We start from the raw sequence: 15,369 nt of genomic DNA on the forward strand, positions 1-15,369 counted from the left end.
AATCTCTAAAAATACAAAAACCCGAAATTCCAGCCATTTGGCGCCATCAAAACCCGCATTTTGGCATAAATTTATGTTTTCCCGTGTTGTTTTGAAGGAGTCTTTCGCCCTGTTCCCCGTCTTCAAGACGCCGATATTCTGCGGAGGGTGCAAAAAGCAGCATGTTGTAGATCAAGTTAATGACGCCGATGCATACTTCGGCGCGGGCGAGATTGATACAGCACACAGCCTTGCAGCCACTTTGAACCGTATAGGCAAACATGTGCCCGCTCCGCCAGCGGGTTTTGGAACGGGTCTTGTTGCCTTGCTTTTTACATGCAGTCTGCTGTTTGCCGCGGGCATCCTTGCGTGTGGTAGCCTTTGGCTTCTTAAGTCCGTTTCGGTGTTCTCGGAGAGATAGGCGCTGTCGGCCCAGGCGGAACAGCTGGAGTTGCCGATGTCCAATAACTGATCCAGTGTCTCGGAATCGAGGATACTGGCGTCGGTTATTGCGTATTTCCTGGTTAGCTTGTGGTTTTTGCCGGCCGTGGCTTTATTTTATAAATAGTCGTATTAGCTTTTATTGCCTGTTTTCGTCGAACGGGCGTGGCTGTCACGATGTAAGCAGGTCCCAAACCGGTTGGATTTCCGGGGGTAGCGGCGCAAGCCGGCCCAGTTCGACATATTGATTGGCCGGACTATGAAAGTCCGATCCAGCCGATCCCGCCAGGCCGAAACGCTTCGCATAATCGGCCATATTTTTGATTTCTTCGGCATTATAGCGTCCGGTTACGATTTCGACCGCTTGGCCGCCAGCTTCCTTGAAAGCATTCAGCAGACGTCTGAGCCAACTGGCGGTCAATTGGTAGCGTAACGGATGCGCGAGCACCGCGACGCCGCCGGATTTTATAATCCAGTCGATAGCGACGCTCATGTCCGCCCAGGGGGTTGAGACATAGGCCGGTTTGCCTTTCGCAAGGTAGCGGTCGAACGCTTCCTGCTGGCTAAGCACGTGGCCTTGCGAGAGCAGAAAATCGGCGAAATGAGTGCGCGTGATCATGCTGTCGCCGGCCATTTTTTTGACTGCTGCCAAGGCTCCCGGAATGCGTTTTTTCTCGAGTTTCAGTGCAATCTGTTCGGCGCGTTGCAGGCGCGTATTGCGGAGATTATGCGTCGCTTCGGCAAGCGGGACATAGGCGGGATCGATGCCGAGTCCAACGATATGCAAGCATTTGCTTTGCCAGTGACTGGAGAGTTCGATGCCGGAAATGAAGCGGATGCCGGCGGCGTCCGCCGAGCGTTTCGCTTCGTCGAGCCCCGCGGTGGTATCGTGATCGGTCAGCGCGAGCGCGGTCACGCCTTGCTGGTGCGCGCGTTCGACCAACGCGGCGGGAGAGAGGGCGCCGTCGGAGGCGGTGGAATGGCAATGCAGGTCATATATTTCTGGCATGGTTTATTGTTATCGTTATAATTTTTTGTATTCGTGCAAACTTATTCCATTGCACCTTGAACCTGCTGTTATTGATATTCCCCGTACAGTTTCGCATAAAGCCCCTTTTGCGCGATCAGCGTTTCATGCCGCCCCTGTTCGCAGATTTTACCTTCCTCAAACACATAGACATGATCGGCTTGTTTGACCGCGCTGAGCCGGTGCGCGATGATAATCGTGGTTAAACCTTTTAAGAACTCGGCCAGCGCCTGATGCAGATTATGTTCGGTTTCGCTGTCGAGCGCGGAGGTCGCTTCGTCGAGTATCACGACTTTCGGTTTCGCGACGATCATCCGCGCGATTGCGAGGCGCTGTCTCTGGCCCCCGGACAGACGCATGCCGTGACGGCCGACGACTGTGTCCAGACCGGTCGGCAAATCCTTCACAATGTCGTCGAGTTGCGCGGTCGCCAGCGCATTCCATAATTCTTTACTGGTTGCGGTTCGACCCAAGGTTAGATTCGCGCGTATCGTGTCGTTGAACAAAATCGGTTGCTGCAAAACGGTGACCACATTTTCTCTGACTACCTCCAGTCCGATCCGTTCCATCGGCGCGTCATCGAAATAAATCGTGCCACTTTCGGCCGGATACAGGCCGATCAAGGTCTGGATCAGGGTCGATTTGCCGCCGCCGCTCGCGCCGACCAAGGCGACTTTATCGCCAGCGTTGATCGTCAGATTGATGCCGTTCAGCACTTTTTCCTCGCCGTAGCTAAAATGCAGATCATCGATGCGGATCGCGACTGTTTTTTTATCCAGAAACGGATTTTCAAGATGCGGGTAATGCGGTTCTTGCTTCAGCGCTTTCAGTTTGTTGATCCGCCCCAAGGCCGCTTTCGCCGCGTAAAACGCATACTGGATGTTCAAAATTTCCTGCACCGGCGCCATCATGAACCAGAGATAGCCGAATACCGCGAGCATCTGGCCTATCGTCAGGTCTGCATAAAACACCATCAGCATCGCCAATGCGCGAAATACGTCGAAGCCGAACAAAAAAATCAAAAAACTCAGCCGATTCGCGGCGTCGCTTTTCCAGGCATAGGCGGCAGAGTAATCCTTCACATACAGCGCCGCTTCGATCAGTTGCCGGCAATAATGTTTTTCGCGGTTGCTGGCGCGAATCTGATGAATCGCTTCGAGCGTTTCGGTCAGCGCTTCCTGAAAGATACCATAGGCGGTGTTTTCCTTGCTCTTCAGATCCTTGACCTTGCCGCCGACCACGCGTGTGAAATAGATAACAACGGGGTTCAACAGCAAAATGAACAGGCCCAGTTGCCAGTTCATCCAGAGCAGGATCACTGCGGTGCCGAAAATGGTCAGGCAGGCGACCAGGAGTTTGCTGATCGTGTTGCCGATGAAATTGTCGATCGTGTCGAGATCGGTGACCAGATGGGTCGCGATCGAGCCGGTGCCGAGGCTTTCGTATTCAGCCATCGAAATCGTTTGTAGATGGCCGATCAAATGCTTGCGGATGCGGAAGATGATGTCTTTCGCGATGCGGGAAAACTCTCGGGCCTGGACAATGTTGAAAATGATCGCGATGATCCGGAGCAGTAGGCTCGCAAACAGGACGGCGGTGATATAAAAGATCGGCGTCTGCCAGGCAGGCGGCACGAGAGGGTTCAGTGTTCGGATGATCAGGCCGGGCTTGTGCAGCAGGATCTCATCGACCAGCAGAGGCATGAATAGCGGTACCGGAACGCTCGCGACCATCGCCAAAACCGCAATTATATTCGAATAAATCAGCGCTTTTTTATGTTGGCGGGCGATTTGAAAGATATAATCCCAGCCAAAAGGCGTTGCCTGGGATTTGGAGGGCTTGGTATGCACGTTTTCAGTCATAGTCTTCATTTTCCGCGCCATTATAGCGGAGCCTCGGGTTCCGGCATAGCTTGCCCAATCTCCGGTTGTCTTGCCTATGCCGATTTTTCAGCTAATTTCTCAAACAGGATGAAGTCTTTGCAATTCATTTTCTTGGCGCTATGCCTGATGTTGTCGTCCGATGCCGTTTGGGCTCGCGATTGGCAGCGCGAGCGCGCCGATTTCGTGCTGGCCGAACAAGCGGTCGAGCAGGGCAATTCCCCCGCCTTTCAGACACTTGCCGGGGCGTTAACCGAGTATCCGCTGTATCCTTACCTTCAATACCAGTGGTTAAAAAAAGACCTGACGCAAACCGATAAAATCCGCGCATTTCTAACGGCTTATAAAGATACGCGCTATGCTTCGCTGTTGCGCGGCAAATGGCTCAAAACCATGGCCGAGCATGGCCAGTGGCGGGGCTATATCGACAACTATCAGGCCGACGGCGATGTGGCGCTAGAATGTCTGTACCACTGGGCGCAATACCAAGCCGGCTTCCGAGATCAGGCTTTAATACATGCCAAGCGCCTCTGGATGAGCGGCAGTTCGCAGCCGAGCGAATGCGAGCCGTTATTTACTGCGTTATCAATTTCTGCCGTGATGACCCCAGAGATGATTTGGCAGCGTTTCGAGATGGCGTTAAAGGAAAACAATCGGCAATTGGCCGAGTATCTTGCGCGCCAGATTAAAGGTTTAGACCGCGACGCTGCTGAGTCATGGCTGCAAGTCGATAAGAATCCCGAACTGATCAAGGAAGATAAAATCCGTTTGCGTAAGGATAAACTTTCCTCACGGATATTTGCGTACGGAATTGAGCGTATGGCCAAGTCGGACCCGGATGCCGCGGTGCTGCTTTGGGATGCCGAAAAAAATGGTTTGCCTTTGGAAGACAGCATTAAACAAATGATCGAGCGTCGACTGGCGCTGGCCTTGGCCGCTCAAAGAAAAACCGGGGCCTATGACAGGTTGACAGGTCTGATTGCCAATGACAGCGAGGTCAGGGAGTGGCGAGTCAGATCGGCTTTGTTCGAACAAAACTGGGGGCACATCGCAGCGGCGTTGTCGGGACTGACGCTTGACGAGCTAAAAGAAGCGCGCTGGCAATATTGGCAGGCGCGCTTACTGGCTTCCGCCGGAAATAATGAGGCTGCGCGTACGCAGTACTCACAAGCTGCCAACGACCGGAGTTTTTATGGCTTTTTGGCCGCCGATGCGGTGTCGCAACCCTATCGCCTGACCGATAAGCCGGTGCTGCCGGCCGCGAATGGCCTGAACGATTTGGCGGCCGAACAAGATTTTCAGGCTGTATTTGAACTCAGGGCTTTAAATCGCGACATGGAAGCGGAGCGGCAATGGTGGTTTGCGGTCAGTAAATTGAGTAAGGAGAGACTGGCGCAGGCCGCCAAGGTGGCAGAGTCTTGGGGCTGGCCGCATGTCGCGATCAAGACCTTGGTCAAGGCCGACTACTGGGATGATCTGGCCTTGCGTTTTCCGGTCCGTTATCTGGAACAAGTGCAGAGCAATGCCTTTCTGCATAATCTCGATTCCGCGGTCGTCTTCGGTTTGATGCGGCAGGAAAGCATGCTCGACAGTCGGGCCGAGTCTTCTGTCGGCGCGAAGGGACTGATGCAGGTAATGCCGGCAACCGGCCGGCAGATCGCCAGAGAAATTCAGCAAACTCTGGCTTCTGACTATAGCCTGTTCGATCCTGATCTGAATATTCGCTTGGGATCTTATTACTTTAAGAAACTTCTGATACGCTTCGATGGCAATATGGTTTTAGCAACGGCGGCTTATAACGCGGGTCCCGCACGAGTGGGGAAATGGTTGCCGAGCACGGGGTCGATACCCGCCGATATTTGGGTCGAAACGATTCCGTTCAAGGAAACCCGGAAATATGTAGCCTCGGTTTTATCTTATGCGATTATCTATCAACAACGGCTCAATAAAAATGCATTGAAGTTGAGGGACCTGATGCCGGCGATTCCGTCCGGGTAAAAATGAGCTGATTTTTTTTAGTGCCTGATGGATAATATGTGGAACTAACCCCATAAAAAATTGCCAAGGTAAACATCGAATGGAGAAAAAGCATAGCTTAACGCGCGAGGAGTTGTTGATGTCCGGGAGGGGCGAACTGTACGGACCCAAAAATGCACAATTGCCGTTACCGCCTATGCTGATGATGGATCGCATTACCCTGATCACCGATGAAGGCGGCTTGTACGGCAAGGGCGAAATCATCGCCGAGCTTGATATCAAGCCCGATTTATGGTTTTTCGACTGCCATTTTCAGGGCGATCCGGTGATGCCGGGCTGTTTGGGACTTGATGCAATGTGGCAATTGGTCGGTTTTTTTCTCTGCTGGATGGGTGGCCCTGGCAAAGGGCGCGCGCTCGGCGTCGGCGAGGTCAAATTTACCGGGCAGGTACTGCCGACCGCGAAAAAGGTGGTTTATCACATCCACATGAAACGGTTGATCCTGCGCAAGCTGGTGATGGGCATTGCAGACGCGACGATGGAAGTGGACGGTAAAAAGATTTATGAAGCGACCGATCTGCGTGTCGGTTTGTTTACTTCTACAGAAGATTTCTAGGGTTTAAGGTAATGAAAAGAGTTGTGGTAACCGGTTTGGGGATTGTTTCGAGTATTGGCAATAACCGGGATGAGGTTGTCGAATCGTTGAAACTTGGCCGTTCCGGCATCGGCTTTGCGGACATTTACCGGGAGCTTGGTTTTCGTAGCCATATCCACGGCGCGATCAAGATCGATCTGGAAGCGCATATCGATCGCAAAATCAAACGTTTCATGGGCGACGGCGCGGCGTTCAACTATATCGCGATGCAACAGGCGATCGATGATTCCGGCCTGGCGGAAAGCGATATTTCGAATGAGAGAACCGGCCTGGTGATGGGCTCGGGCGGGCCTTCGACCTCGAATCTGGTCGAAGCGGCGGATATTCTGCGCGAAAAAGGCATCAAAAAAGTCGGCCCGTACATGGTGCCGCGCACGATGTCCAGCACCAACACCGCCTGTCTTGCGACCCCGTTCAAGATCAAGGGTGTCAATTATTCGATCAGCTCCGCCTGCGCGACCAGTGCTCACTGCATCGGTCATGCGTCTGAACTGATCCAAATGGGCAAACAAGACATCGTCTTCGCCGGCGGCGGCGAGGAAGTGCACTGGACCATGTCGGTGCTGTTCGATGCGATGGGTGCCTTGTCGTCCAAATATAACGAAATCCCGGAAGCGGCGTCGCGTCCCTATGACGAGACTCGCGACGGTTTCGTTATTTCGGGCGGCGGCGGCGTGTTGGTGATCGAAGAACTCGAGCACGCAAAGGCGCGCGGCGCGAAAATTTATGCCGAATTGACCGGTTACGGCGCGACCTCCGACGGTTACGACATGGTGCAACCGTCCGGCGAGGGCGCGGTGCGCTGCATGCGTCAGGCCCTGGCGACCGTGCGTAACAAAGTCGATTACATCAACGCGCACGGCACCAGCACGCCGGTCGGTGACACCCGCGAGCTCGAAGCCTTGCGCACCGTATTCGGCGCGGGTCAAGTGCCGAAGGTCAGTTCGACCAAATCGCTGACGGGCCATGCCTTGGGCGCGGCGGGCGTGAATGAAGCGATCTATTCGTTGCTGATGATGGAAGAAAACTTTCTGAGCGCTTCGGCGAACATCACCCATCTGGATCCGGGCGCGGAAGGTATCCCTATCGTACGCGCGCGCGAGGACAATGTTACGCTGAACACGATCATGTCGAACAGCTTCGGTTTCGGCGGCACGAATGCGACCCTGGTGTTCGAACGCTACACCGGCTAAAGCATTTTCACGAGAGCCGCAAGGTTGCTCTGGCCGGACGGGGCATGTTGCCCCGTCCGCATAGTCTCGTACCTTTCAAGGTAATAACGCGAGGGGCGGGGTTGCAAACCCTCCCGCGTAGGTCTTCTTTTTCTTTAATCTGCTTTTTAGTTGCCGCGCATGTCGGATACCCGCTCGAAAACCCGCACCCAATTCAACAAACTGCAAAAACGCCTGCGCCACAACGTCGGCGACGCGATCGCCGATTACAACATGATCGAGAACGGCGACAAGGTCATGGTCTGTCTGTCCGGCGGCAAGGACTCATATACGCTGCTTGACATTCTGCTGAATCTGCAAAAGACCGCGCCGATTGAGTTCGAGATCATCGCGGTGAACCTGGACCAGAAGCAGCCCGGTTTTCCGGAGCATGTGCTGCCGGAATACCTCGAATCGATCGGCGTGCCTTACCATATCATCGAGCGCGACACCTATAGCGTGGTCAAGCGGGTGATCCCGGAAGGCGCCACCACCTGCGGGCTGTGCTCGCGGCTCAGGCGCGGCATTCTGTACGGTTTTGCCGAAGAGCACGGGGTGACCAAGATCGCGCTCGGCCATCACCGCGACGACATCCTGGAAACGTTCTTCCTGAACATTTTCTACGGCGGCAAACTGAAAGCGATGCCGCCGAAGCTTTTGAGCGATGATAAGAGAAACATCGTGATCCGGCCGCTCGCCTATTGCCGCGAGAAGGACATCGAGCGTTTCTCCGTCTTCAAGGATTTTCCGATCATTCCGTGCAACCTGTGCGGTTCGCAGGAAAATCTGCAACGCAAGGCGATGAAGCAGATGCTGAGAGGCTGGGACAAACAGTTTCCGGGGCGTCTCGAAACGATCTTCACCAGTTTGCAAAACGTTGCTCCTTCGCAGCTTGCCGATGCCGCGCTTTTCGACTTCGCCGGCCTGCAACGGGGTGGGCAAGCCGAAGATGCGCCGGTGCATCCCGAACAGCCTATCATTTTCGACCGCAATTTCAGGAAAGCACGAACTGCCGAGATCCTCGGCACGGCTGAATAAATTCCCCTCAAACCGATGCGGGAGAACCTTCCTGCATCGCTATTCTCCAAAATATCAACATGCAGCCTGTCCAGCGGCATGACGACCCGCATACGATGACGCCAGAGCCACTTGCCGAACTGTTCGCACATTACGAACAACTTCCTCCCGAACAACAAGCCGTGATGAATGTGCTGGCCGTGTATTACGGCTATGCGACGCCGACATTGATCGGCAAATGTCTGTTCTACCTGGGTTTCAAGGACAAGAAAGGCAGGGAGCCGAAATCCGCTACAGTCTTGCCTTATCTCGAGGCGCTGCAAGCCTTGCGACTGGTCGAGAAAGACCCCAAACAAGGCGCTTACCGCTGCCCCCGGAGATTTATCGAACTTTTGACCCGAAAACTGGCGGAAGACAAGCGCGCGTTCGAAAAAGTCGCGCTCAGCATCGAAAAACATGCGCCGGTGCGCGGCGGTTACTACCGTTACAGCAAGGTTGACGATTGCCTGCGCGAAGCGCGGATGCAGTTTCATCGCCGCGATTACGCGAAGGCGAATGAATGTCTGAAAGTCGGCCGGTATACCTTACACCTGCCGGACACGTTCGATATCTATCTGTTATGGATTTTGAATCCGCTCGACTCCGGCTGGCTGCAGAACCGGCATCCGGTCATCTATAACGACATCGCCGGTTACATTGGCCTGCATCAGTTGATGCATCTGCATGCCGATCCTTCCGTTGATGACTTTTTACGGCAGTGCGCGCTGCGGCCGGGCATCACCAAGTTGCCTCTGGCGACACGGACATACGCGGAATTGCAGTTGCTGCGCGGCGAATGGGATGAACTTCAGGGCTGGATAGGTGGCCGCGAGGAAGCGGAGTTGCAGGCTGTAGCGGCCGCGCTGACGTTTCTGAATGGTGATACCGCGCAGGCGCTCGGCCAGTTCGAACAGGCACTGGCGGCGCTCAGAAAAACCACCGGCAAACGTACCTCCTATTTTCTCGGTCTGTCGGGATTGATCTATCCGCTGGCCATATTGAAGGAAAAGGATAGCAAGCAGTTGGCGAAACTGGATACGCTGCTCGCGCAAGCGGTCAAGGCGAACGGCCTTTGGACCGAGATTTACCGTTATTTCGCATTGTTTCAGCAGTTTCAACAGGGCGAATTGCAGCGGCGCGCCGAATTACTTTCGATTGCGATCCCGTATAAGATCAGTTCCGGTTTTACCGAAGACGGTCTCCCGGAAGCGACGATCGTGCGGCCGAGTTTATTGCAGCATGTCTTTTTGCTGCTCATCAAATTCTGGGTCGACTCGGCACATTTCAGCAGGGTAACCCCCGATCACAAACGCCTGTACCACCATCTGCACGATAACGGTTACCGCTGGCCGGCGGCGGAACTGGCCAAGCTGTTCGCGAAGATCAATCCTTACGAGGCCAAAAACTGGGATGCGGGCTTTTTGACAGAGCGCCCAGTCGCGCTGGCCGAGTTGTTCGAGAGCCGTCCAGACTGGGATCTGGCGCTGGACGCGTTGCTGAACATCACGCCGCAGGGCGCCAAAAGCGCCGAGCAGCCAGCGGCCGCGGACAAACCGGCCCGGTTGATCTGGCTGGTCTCCTATCATGACGCCAGTCATACCCTTAAAATCGAGCCGCGCGAGCAGAGGCAGCAGGCCAAGGGCGGCTGGAGCAAAGGCCGGACCGTGGCCTTGAAGCGCCTGCATGCGGAACGCGAAAGCTTCGATTACCTGAGCGAACAGGATCTGAAGCTGTGCAAAACGATCAAGGAGTACCGCGACAGCAGCTGGTACGGGGCGACCTATTTCGACTTTGGCGGCAGGATGCCGATCGAACTGGTCGGCCATCCGTTGCTGTTTTGGGCGGATTCGCCCGAGGTCAGGGTTGAAGTGGTCAGGGGCGAGGCCGAATTGCGGGTCAGCAAGCTGGATAACAGCGACAAAATACGGATCAAGTTACAGCCGGCGCCAGGGGTTGAACAAAAAATCCATATCAGCAAGGAAACCCCAACCCGTCTCAGAGTCGTCGAATTCACCACCGAACATCAAAAGATTTATTCGGTGCTGGGCCCTAAGGGGTTGGAAGTGCCGTTGTCCGCACAGCAGCGCGTGCTGCAGACCCTGACCGGCATCTCGGGGCTGTTGACCGTGCAGTCGGACATCGGCGGCAGTTCCAGCACGGCCGAACAGGTCAAGGCCGACGCCACGCCGCGCCTGCATCTCTTGCCTCTCGGCGAGGGGCTGAAGGCCGCTTTGCTGATACGGCCTTTTGCGACCGACGGCGCCTATTATGTACCGGGGCAGGGCGGCGAAAGCGTGCTGGCCGAAATCGACGGCAGACGTGTGCAAGCCAGGCGCGACCTGAAGCTCGAAAGACAGCGCGCCGCCGAACTTTTCGACGCCTGTCCGGCGCTGGCGCAGGCTGTGCAGGACGAGGCCGGCGAATGGCTGCTCGAGGACCCGGAGCAATGCCTCGAGCTGCTGCTGCAATTACAGGCGCTGCCGGAAGGGCAGACGATCGTCGAGTGGCCGGAGGGTGTCAAATTCCGGCTGCTCGGCCAGGCCGGCAGTTCGGCCTTCAGCATGCACATCAAGCGCGACAACGACTGGTTTGCGTTGCAGGGCGAATTGAAGATCAATGATGCGACGGTGATCGAAATGCAGGAATTGCTGGCATTGCTCGGCAACAGCAAGGGCCGCTTCCTGCGCTTGCGGGACGGCCAGTTCGTCGCCTTGACCGATGCGTTCCGCCGCCGTCTGGAAGACCTCAAAGCCTATGCCGACATCAGCGGCAGGAAAGTCAGGCTCAATCCGCTCGCCGCCTTGACCCTGGAAGACTGGGGCGAGGACGGCGGCACCTTCAAGGCCGACAAGCATTGGCAGGAGCAGGTGCGGCGGCTGAAATCGGCGCGCGAGTTTCAGCCGGTGCTGCCGTCGACCTTTCAGGCGGAGCTGCGCGATTATCAAATGGACGGTTACGCCTGGCTGGCCCGGCTGGCCGAGTGGGGCGTCGGCGCCTGCCTGGCCGACGACATGGGACTCGGCAAAACGATTCAGGGCCTCGCCCTCTTGGTCGAACGCGCGCCGAACGGCCCGTCGCTGATCGTCGCGCCGACCTCGGTATGCATGAACTGGGAAATCGAGGCGAACCGCTTCGCGCCGACGCTGAATCCTCAGCAATTGGGCGGCGGCGACCGCCAGCGGCAGTTGGACCGTCTCGGGCCTTACGATCTGTTGATTTGCAGCTACGGCCTGTTGCAGCAGGAGCAGGTCGCCGAGATGCTCGCGAAGATCAGTTTTCAAACGGTAATTCTCGACGAGGCGCAGGCGATCAAAAACACCGCGACCCGCCGCTCGCAAGGCGCGATGAATCTGCAAGGCGATTTCCGCATCATCATGACCGGAACGCCCCTGGAAAATCATCTCGGCGAACTCTGGAACCTGTTCCGCTTCATCAATCCGGGGCTATTGGGTTCGCAGGAACAATTCAACCAGCGTTTTGCGGGGCCGATCGAACGCGACCGCAGCCATCAGGCGCGTCAGCAATTGAAGAAGCTGATCCAGCCCTTCATCCTGCGCCGCACCAAGACCCAGGTCTTGCAGGAATTGCCGCCGCGCACCGAAATTCCGGTCTATGTCGAACTCAGCCCGGACGAAATGGCGTTTTACGAAGCGATCCGCCGCGAAAGTTTAAACGCATTGGCCAGCACGGACGGACCTCCCGGCCAAAAGCATCTGCAAATCCTGGCCGCGATCACCAAGCTGCGCCGCAGTTGCTGCAACAGCCGCCTGGCCAACGCCGAGATCAGCCTGCCGAGCAGCAAGCTGGCGGCCTTCGGCGAGATCGTCGAGGAACTGCTCGACAACAAACACAAGGCGCTGGTGTTCAGCCAGTTCGTCGATCATTTGCAGATCATCAAGGACTATGTCGAACAGCGCGGCATCGCCTACCAATACCTGGACGGCTCGACGCCGGCGAAGGAGCGCCAGCAGCGCGTCGACGCGTTCCAGCGCGGCGACGGCGAACTGTTCCTGATCAGCCTGAAAGCCGGCGGCGTCGGCCTGAACCTGACCGCGGCCGACTATGTGATCCACATGGACCCGTGGTGGAATCCGGCGGTCGAGGATCAGGCTTCCGACCGCGCGCATCGGATGGGCCAGCAGCGCCCGGTCACGATCTACCGGATGATCGCGAAGCAGACCATCGAGGAAAAAATCGTCGCGCTGCACAGCCACAAGCGCGACCTCGCCGACAGCCTGCTCGACGGCGCGGATATCAGCGGCAAGATGTCGGCCGATGATCTGTTGGGGTTGATGCGGGGGGATGCATAAGCCATTGCCTGTGGCGCGCCACCGTGTGGATACGAGCGGATAGACTTGATGGTTCTCGTTTGCGGCGGGCTATCCGAACGCTCAGGTTGGGGGTGCAAAACCCGATCCGTCCAGAAAAAAGATGCCGATGCCAATCGAAAAACAGTCTGTCAGTCCAAACGAGTGAAAAGATAAAGTATGCCTTACGATGATAAACGCATCTCATAACGAACCGGCCTATCGGTCATGGCTACCGAAGCATATCGGCAGAACTGAAGCAGAACTCGCCCATCTTATGACCATAAAGACCATCTCGCCTGGGTCAGAACGAAAATGGCAATCAGCGCATTAGTCGTCATGTGGGCTATGATAGCGTCGCTAAACTGGCCGCTGCGGTAAAGGGCCAAGGCATAACCCATCCCCGCTAAAGTCCCGGCAATCCAACGCTCATGCAGCAATCCGAAAAGTAAGGAAGTCAGCAGGAACGAAAGCCAGGAGAACTGCCTCAGCGGTACATTTTCGAAGTCTTTCGCAATCAGTTTTCGGATTAGGTAACCGCGGAAAGCCAGTTCCTCAGCTATAGGCGCTATGACTACCGAGCCGAGCACGCGGAAAACCAGCCAGACTGCCGCGGAGCCACCGGTAAGTTTCGCCAAGCCATGGGCTAACGCCGTCTCGTCGCTGTCGGCATTCGGTTCCAGCAATATCCAGATTATGAACACCATAGTTCCTATTGCCGGTGCTTGCCAAGTCCAGTTCCAACCGAGGTCATTATAGGCCTTGCGAAAATAGCAAAGCATGATGGCAACAGCAGTAACGCGCAAGGGATATAGCAGATCAAAGCCGATGGAGACCGCTGATGTTACCATCGATGCAGCCAACAGAACCAAGAAGGGAACGAGAAGGGCGGCGGCAAGAGGTTCGCGGGTTCTAATAACAGGAAAGTCGGGCTTGGCAACGGTAAAAAACTGCATCCGGTTCGACAGAGCAATCGCCGCGATTGCAATTAGGGTAAAGGCTATCCAGCCGGCTTGCATATGAAAACCCTTTAGCGCCACTTCAGGAGAAAAGGATGCTCCGATTGCAATCAGTATGGCGATACGCACGGCGTTGGCTAACCACATGAAGATGATGCCTAAAGGAAATAGCCAAAAGGCCTGAGGAAATCGCAGTTCCTTGCGAAATAGCCAGAGATAAAGGGTGAGAAATATCGTTATCAGTGAAATTCCTTCGATACCTGAACATGCATAGCTGATTTTAACTTGGAAAGAGGGTGTACCCAGCAATAATCTCTCCGGCTGATTGACAAGATCGGAATAAAACCAGCCGAGCAGTGTATGGACGAGATATAAAGTCGGTATGGACAGAGAATCCCAAAATTCTTTTTGGCCGAGGACAGAGGATTCATACTGACTGAGTATGCCTATGAGTATTGAGGCGCATATTCCCAGCACGCACCCCGCAAGCAGTGCCATATGCTCTTGGCGAATCAATCGCAACCAAAAATAACCCGGAGCGAGAGCGAGCAACCATAACAACAGTGTTGCACATGCCAACACAAACCAAACTGCAAACCAGGGTGTTGAGAGATGCGTAGAATGGGTGGGTATTCCGAAAACGAGTTCGGTAACAACCACGAATGCAGCGAAAGCTAAGATGTGAAAAACTAGCCAAACCTGCCAGCGATGTTTAGTCGACTGCGCCCGCAAATCGCCAAGAATGATCTTGAGCCGAGGGCTGAGTGCAATAAGACAGGCGCCGGCAATCCATAGCCCTGCCGGCCAAATCGCTTTCGAAAACTGGAATAGCTGCGCTGACCAACCGACATTATTTATCAAGAGAGAAGGCGCTTCATACCGCGCGGTTATCGCCACGAGTTCGAGTGCCTGGAGCGCTATAAGCAATATCCAGCGAATCATGAATCGCTTTGAGTTTTCCAGCACTTCAATTTGCATTATCAAGTAAACTTATTCGTTAGAAAAAAGCCGGATCAGAATACGATTGCTTGATCCGACTTCAAAGCTTAACGTCAAGTAATAAATATTAAGAACGCCGAGATCGAGACCGTTCACCTACTAGTAATAAAATACCGGTTAGCAGCGCTATCGCAGTGGCTCCCGATGCGGCATCAATTTCGGGAACCAAGTAGCCACCTTGGCTCTTGCTCCCTTGGCTGTTGCCCCCTTGGCTGTTGCTCCCTTGGCTGTGGCCCCATTGGCTGTTGCCACCTTGGCTGTTACCCTCTTGACTGTTGCCTCTTGCCCAAACATTACCTGTCGCTAGCAGCATAACCGTTGTGCCCGTTAATAATATTTGTCGAATATTCATACAAACTACTCCTTTTTGAGGATTTTAAGAAATGGTATCATCTATTGGTTTTCTATCGCGTATAAGTTTTAATAATCAAATCCGATATGCTTTGTCAACTAAAACACCACGCCGTATAGTATAAAAAATACTGGGTCTCGTTTTTGGTTGGCAATTTTGAGCATATTCTCGGTTTTGATTATTTAGAGTGGTTTCTTTAAAAATTTTTAAATACCTAAAGGGGTATCTAGAACGAACCGCCAGAATACAACGGCAATCGTTATGGCTATAATGTCTGTTTCCTAGTGGACTGTCTGTTCGGAAACACACATTAAGTGCTTAGCAGAAAGTAAATTGGTATTGAGAGCCAAAACCAGAGCCGATTTCATCGATAGCATCCTCAAGTTCGGTAGGTGTAAACGATTGGAATGGCAGCCACTCGTATTTCATTTTGCGCCATAGCATTTCAATCCGATTCAGCTCAGGACTGTAAGGAGGTAGAAAATAAAAGCGCATCCCATTTTCGGCCAGTAGTTCCCAATACGGC

9 protein-coding genes and 1 pseudogene are annotated in these 15,369 nt (G+C 54.5%); 5 read left to right on the forward strand and 5 right to left on the reverse strand.

What is annotated here, in order from left to right; all coding sequences use genetic code 11:
- Positions 1 to 46: 46 nt before the first annotated feature.
- The 3 genes from U2W12_RS18835 to U2W12_RS18845 all read right to left on the reverse strand — a co-directional run bounded on the left by U2W12_RS18835 (position 47) and on the right by U2W12_RS18845 (position 3,309).
- The gene (locus U2W12_RS18835; protein ID WP_326502233.1) at positions 47 to 262 is read right to left on the reverse strand and encodes a hypothetical protein; all 216 of its coding nucleotides are present in this window, start codon (positions 260 to 262) and stop codon (positions 47 to 49) included.
- Positions 263 to 592: 330 nt separating this feature from the next.
- Positions 593 to 1,429 carry a PHP domain-containing protein gene (locus U2W12_RS18840; RefSeq protein WP_326502234.1) on the reverse strand — a complete coding sequence of 279 codons (837 nt, stop codon included), beginning with the start codon at positions 1,427 to 1,429 and terminating at the stop codon, positions 593 to 595.
- Between the two features lie 68 nt (positions 1,430 to 1,497).
- Complete coding sequence (locus U2W12_RS18845) at positions 1,498 to 3,309, reverse strand: ABC transporter ATP-binding protein (RefSeq protein ID WP_326502250.1); 1,812 nt, start codon at positions 3,307 to 3,309, stop codon at positions 1,498 to 1,500.
- Between the two features lie 108 nt (positions 3,310 to 3,417).
- Here U2W12_RS18845 and U2W12_RS18850 point away from each other — a divergent pair, with 108 nt between their 5' ends.
- The 5 genes from U2W12_RS18850 (at position 3,418) to U2W12_RS18870 (ending at position 12,536) form a co-directional block, all read left to right on the forward strand.
- Positions 3,418 to 5,325, forward strand: coding sequence for a transglycosylase SLT domain-containing protein (locus tag U2W12_RS18850; RefSeq protein WP_326502235.1), 1,908 nt, complete (start codon positions 3,418 to 3,420; stop codon positions 5,323 to 5,325).
- 79 nt (positions 5,326 to 5,404) lie between these two features.
- On the forward strand, positions 5,405 to 5,920 hold the full coding sequence (fabA, locus tag U2W12_RS18855; RefSeq protein ID WP_326502236.1) for a 3-hydroxyacyl-[acyl-carrier-protein] dehydratase FabA: 516 nt from the start codon (positions 5,405 to 5,407) through the stop codon (positions 5,918 to 5,920).
- Positions 5,921 to 5,931: 11 nt separating this feature from the next.
- The gene (fabB, locus tag U2W12_RS18860) at positions 5,932 to 7,152 is read left to right on the forward strand and encodes a beta-ketoacyl-ACP synthase I (RefSeq protein ID WP_326502237.1); all 1,221 of its coding nucleotides are present in this window, start codon (positions 5,932 to 5,934) and stop codon (positions 7,150 to 7,152) included.
- 159 nt (positions 7,153 to 7,311) lie between these two features.
- Positions 7,312 to 8,208 carry a tRNA 2-thiocytidine(32) synthetase TtcA gene (ttcA, locus tag U2W12_RS18865; RefSeq protein ID WP_326502238.1) on the forward strand — a complete coding sequence of 299 codons (897 nt, stop codon included), beginning with the start codon at positions 7,312 to 7,314 and terminating at the stop codon, positions 8,206 to 8,208.
- A 59-nt stretch (positions 8,209 to 8,267) separates the two neighbouring features.
- Positions 8,268 to 12,536 carry a DEAD/DEAH box helicase gene (locus tag U2W12_RS18870; RefSeq protein ID WP_326502239.1) on the forward strand — a complete coding sequence of 1,423 codons (4,269 nt, stop codon included), beginning with the start codon at positions 8,268 to 8,270 and terminating at the stop codon, positions 12,534 to 12,536.
- A 272-nt stretch (positions 12,537 to 12,808) separates the two neighbouring features.
- Here U2W12_RS18870 and xrtE read toward each other — a convergent pair whose 3' ends face one another.
- On the reverse strand, positions 12,809 to 14,470 hold the full coding sequence (gene xrtE, locus U2W12_RS18875; protein ID WP_326502240.1) for an exosortase E/protease, VPEID-CTERM system: 1,662 nt from the start codon (positions 14,468 to 14,470) through the stop codon (positions 12,809 to 12,811).
- Between the two features lie 769 nt (positions 14,471 to 15,239).
- Positions 15,240 to 15,369: pseudogene (locus U2W12_RS18880) on the reverse strand (transposase); the annotation flags it as partial.

This window comes from Methylomicrobium sp. Wu6 (genome assembly GCF_035916875.1).
GTDB lineage: Bacteria > Pseudomonadota > Gammaproteobacteria > Methylococcales > Methylomonadaceae > Methylomicrobium.

Coding starts and splice junctions, on each gene's coding strand:
- xrtE (WP_326502240.1), bottom strand. CDS start 14,470: ATGCAAATTGAAGTGCTGGAAAACTCAAAGCGATTCATGATTCGCTGG.
- ttcA (WP_326502238.1), top strand. CDS start 7,312: ATGTCGGATACCCGCTCGAAAACCCGCACCCAATTCAACAAACTGCAA.
- fabB (WP_326502237.1), top strand. CDS start 5,932: ATGAAAAGAGTTGTGGTAACCGGTTTGGGGATTGTTTCGAGTATTGGC.
- U2W12_RS18870 (WP_326502239.1), top strand. CDS start 8,268: ATGCAGCCTGTCCAGCGGCATGACGACCCGCATACGATGACGCCAGAG.
- U2W12_RS18835 (WP_326502233.1), bottom strand. CDS start 262: ATGTTTGCCTATACGGTTCAAAGTGGCTGCAAGGCTGTGTGCTGTATC.
- U2W12_RS18850 (WP_326502235.1), top strand. CDS start 3,418: ATGAAGTCTTTGCAATTCATTTTCTTGGCGCTATGCCTGATGTTGTCG.
- U2W12_RS18845 (WP_326502250.1), bottom strand. CDS start 3,309: ATGACTGAAAACGTGCATACCAAGCCCTCCAAATCCCAGGCAACGCCT.
- fabA (WP_326502236.1), top strand. CDS start 5,405: ATGGAGAAAAAGCATAGCTTAACGCGCGAGGAGTTGTTGATGTCCGGG.
- U2W12_RS18840 (WP_326502234.1), bottom strand. CDS start 1,429: ATGCCAGAAATATATGACCTGCATTGCCATTCCACCGCCTCCGACGGC.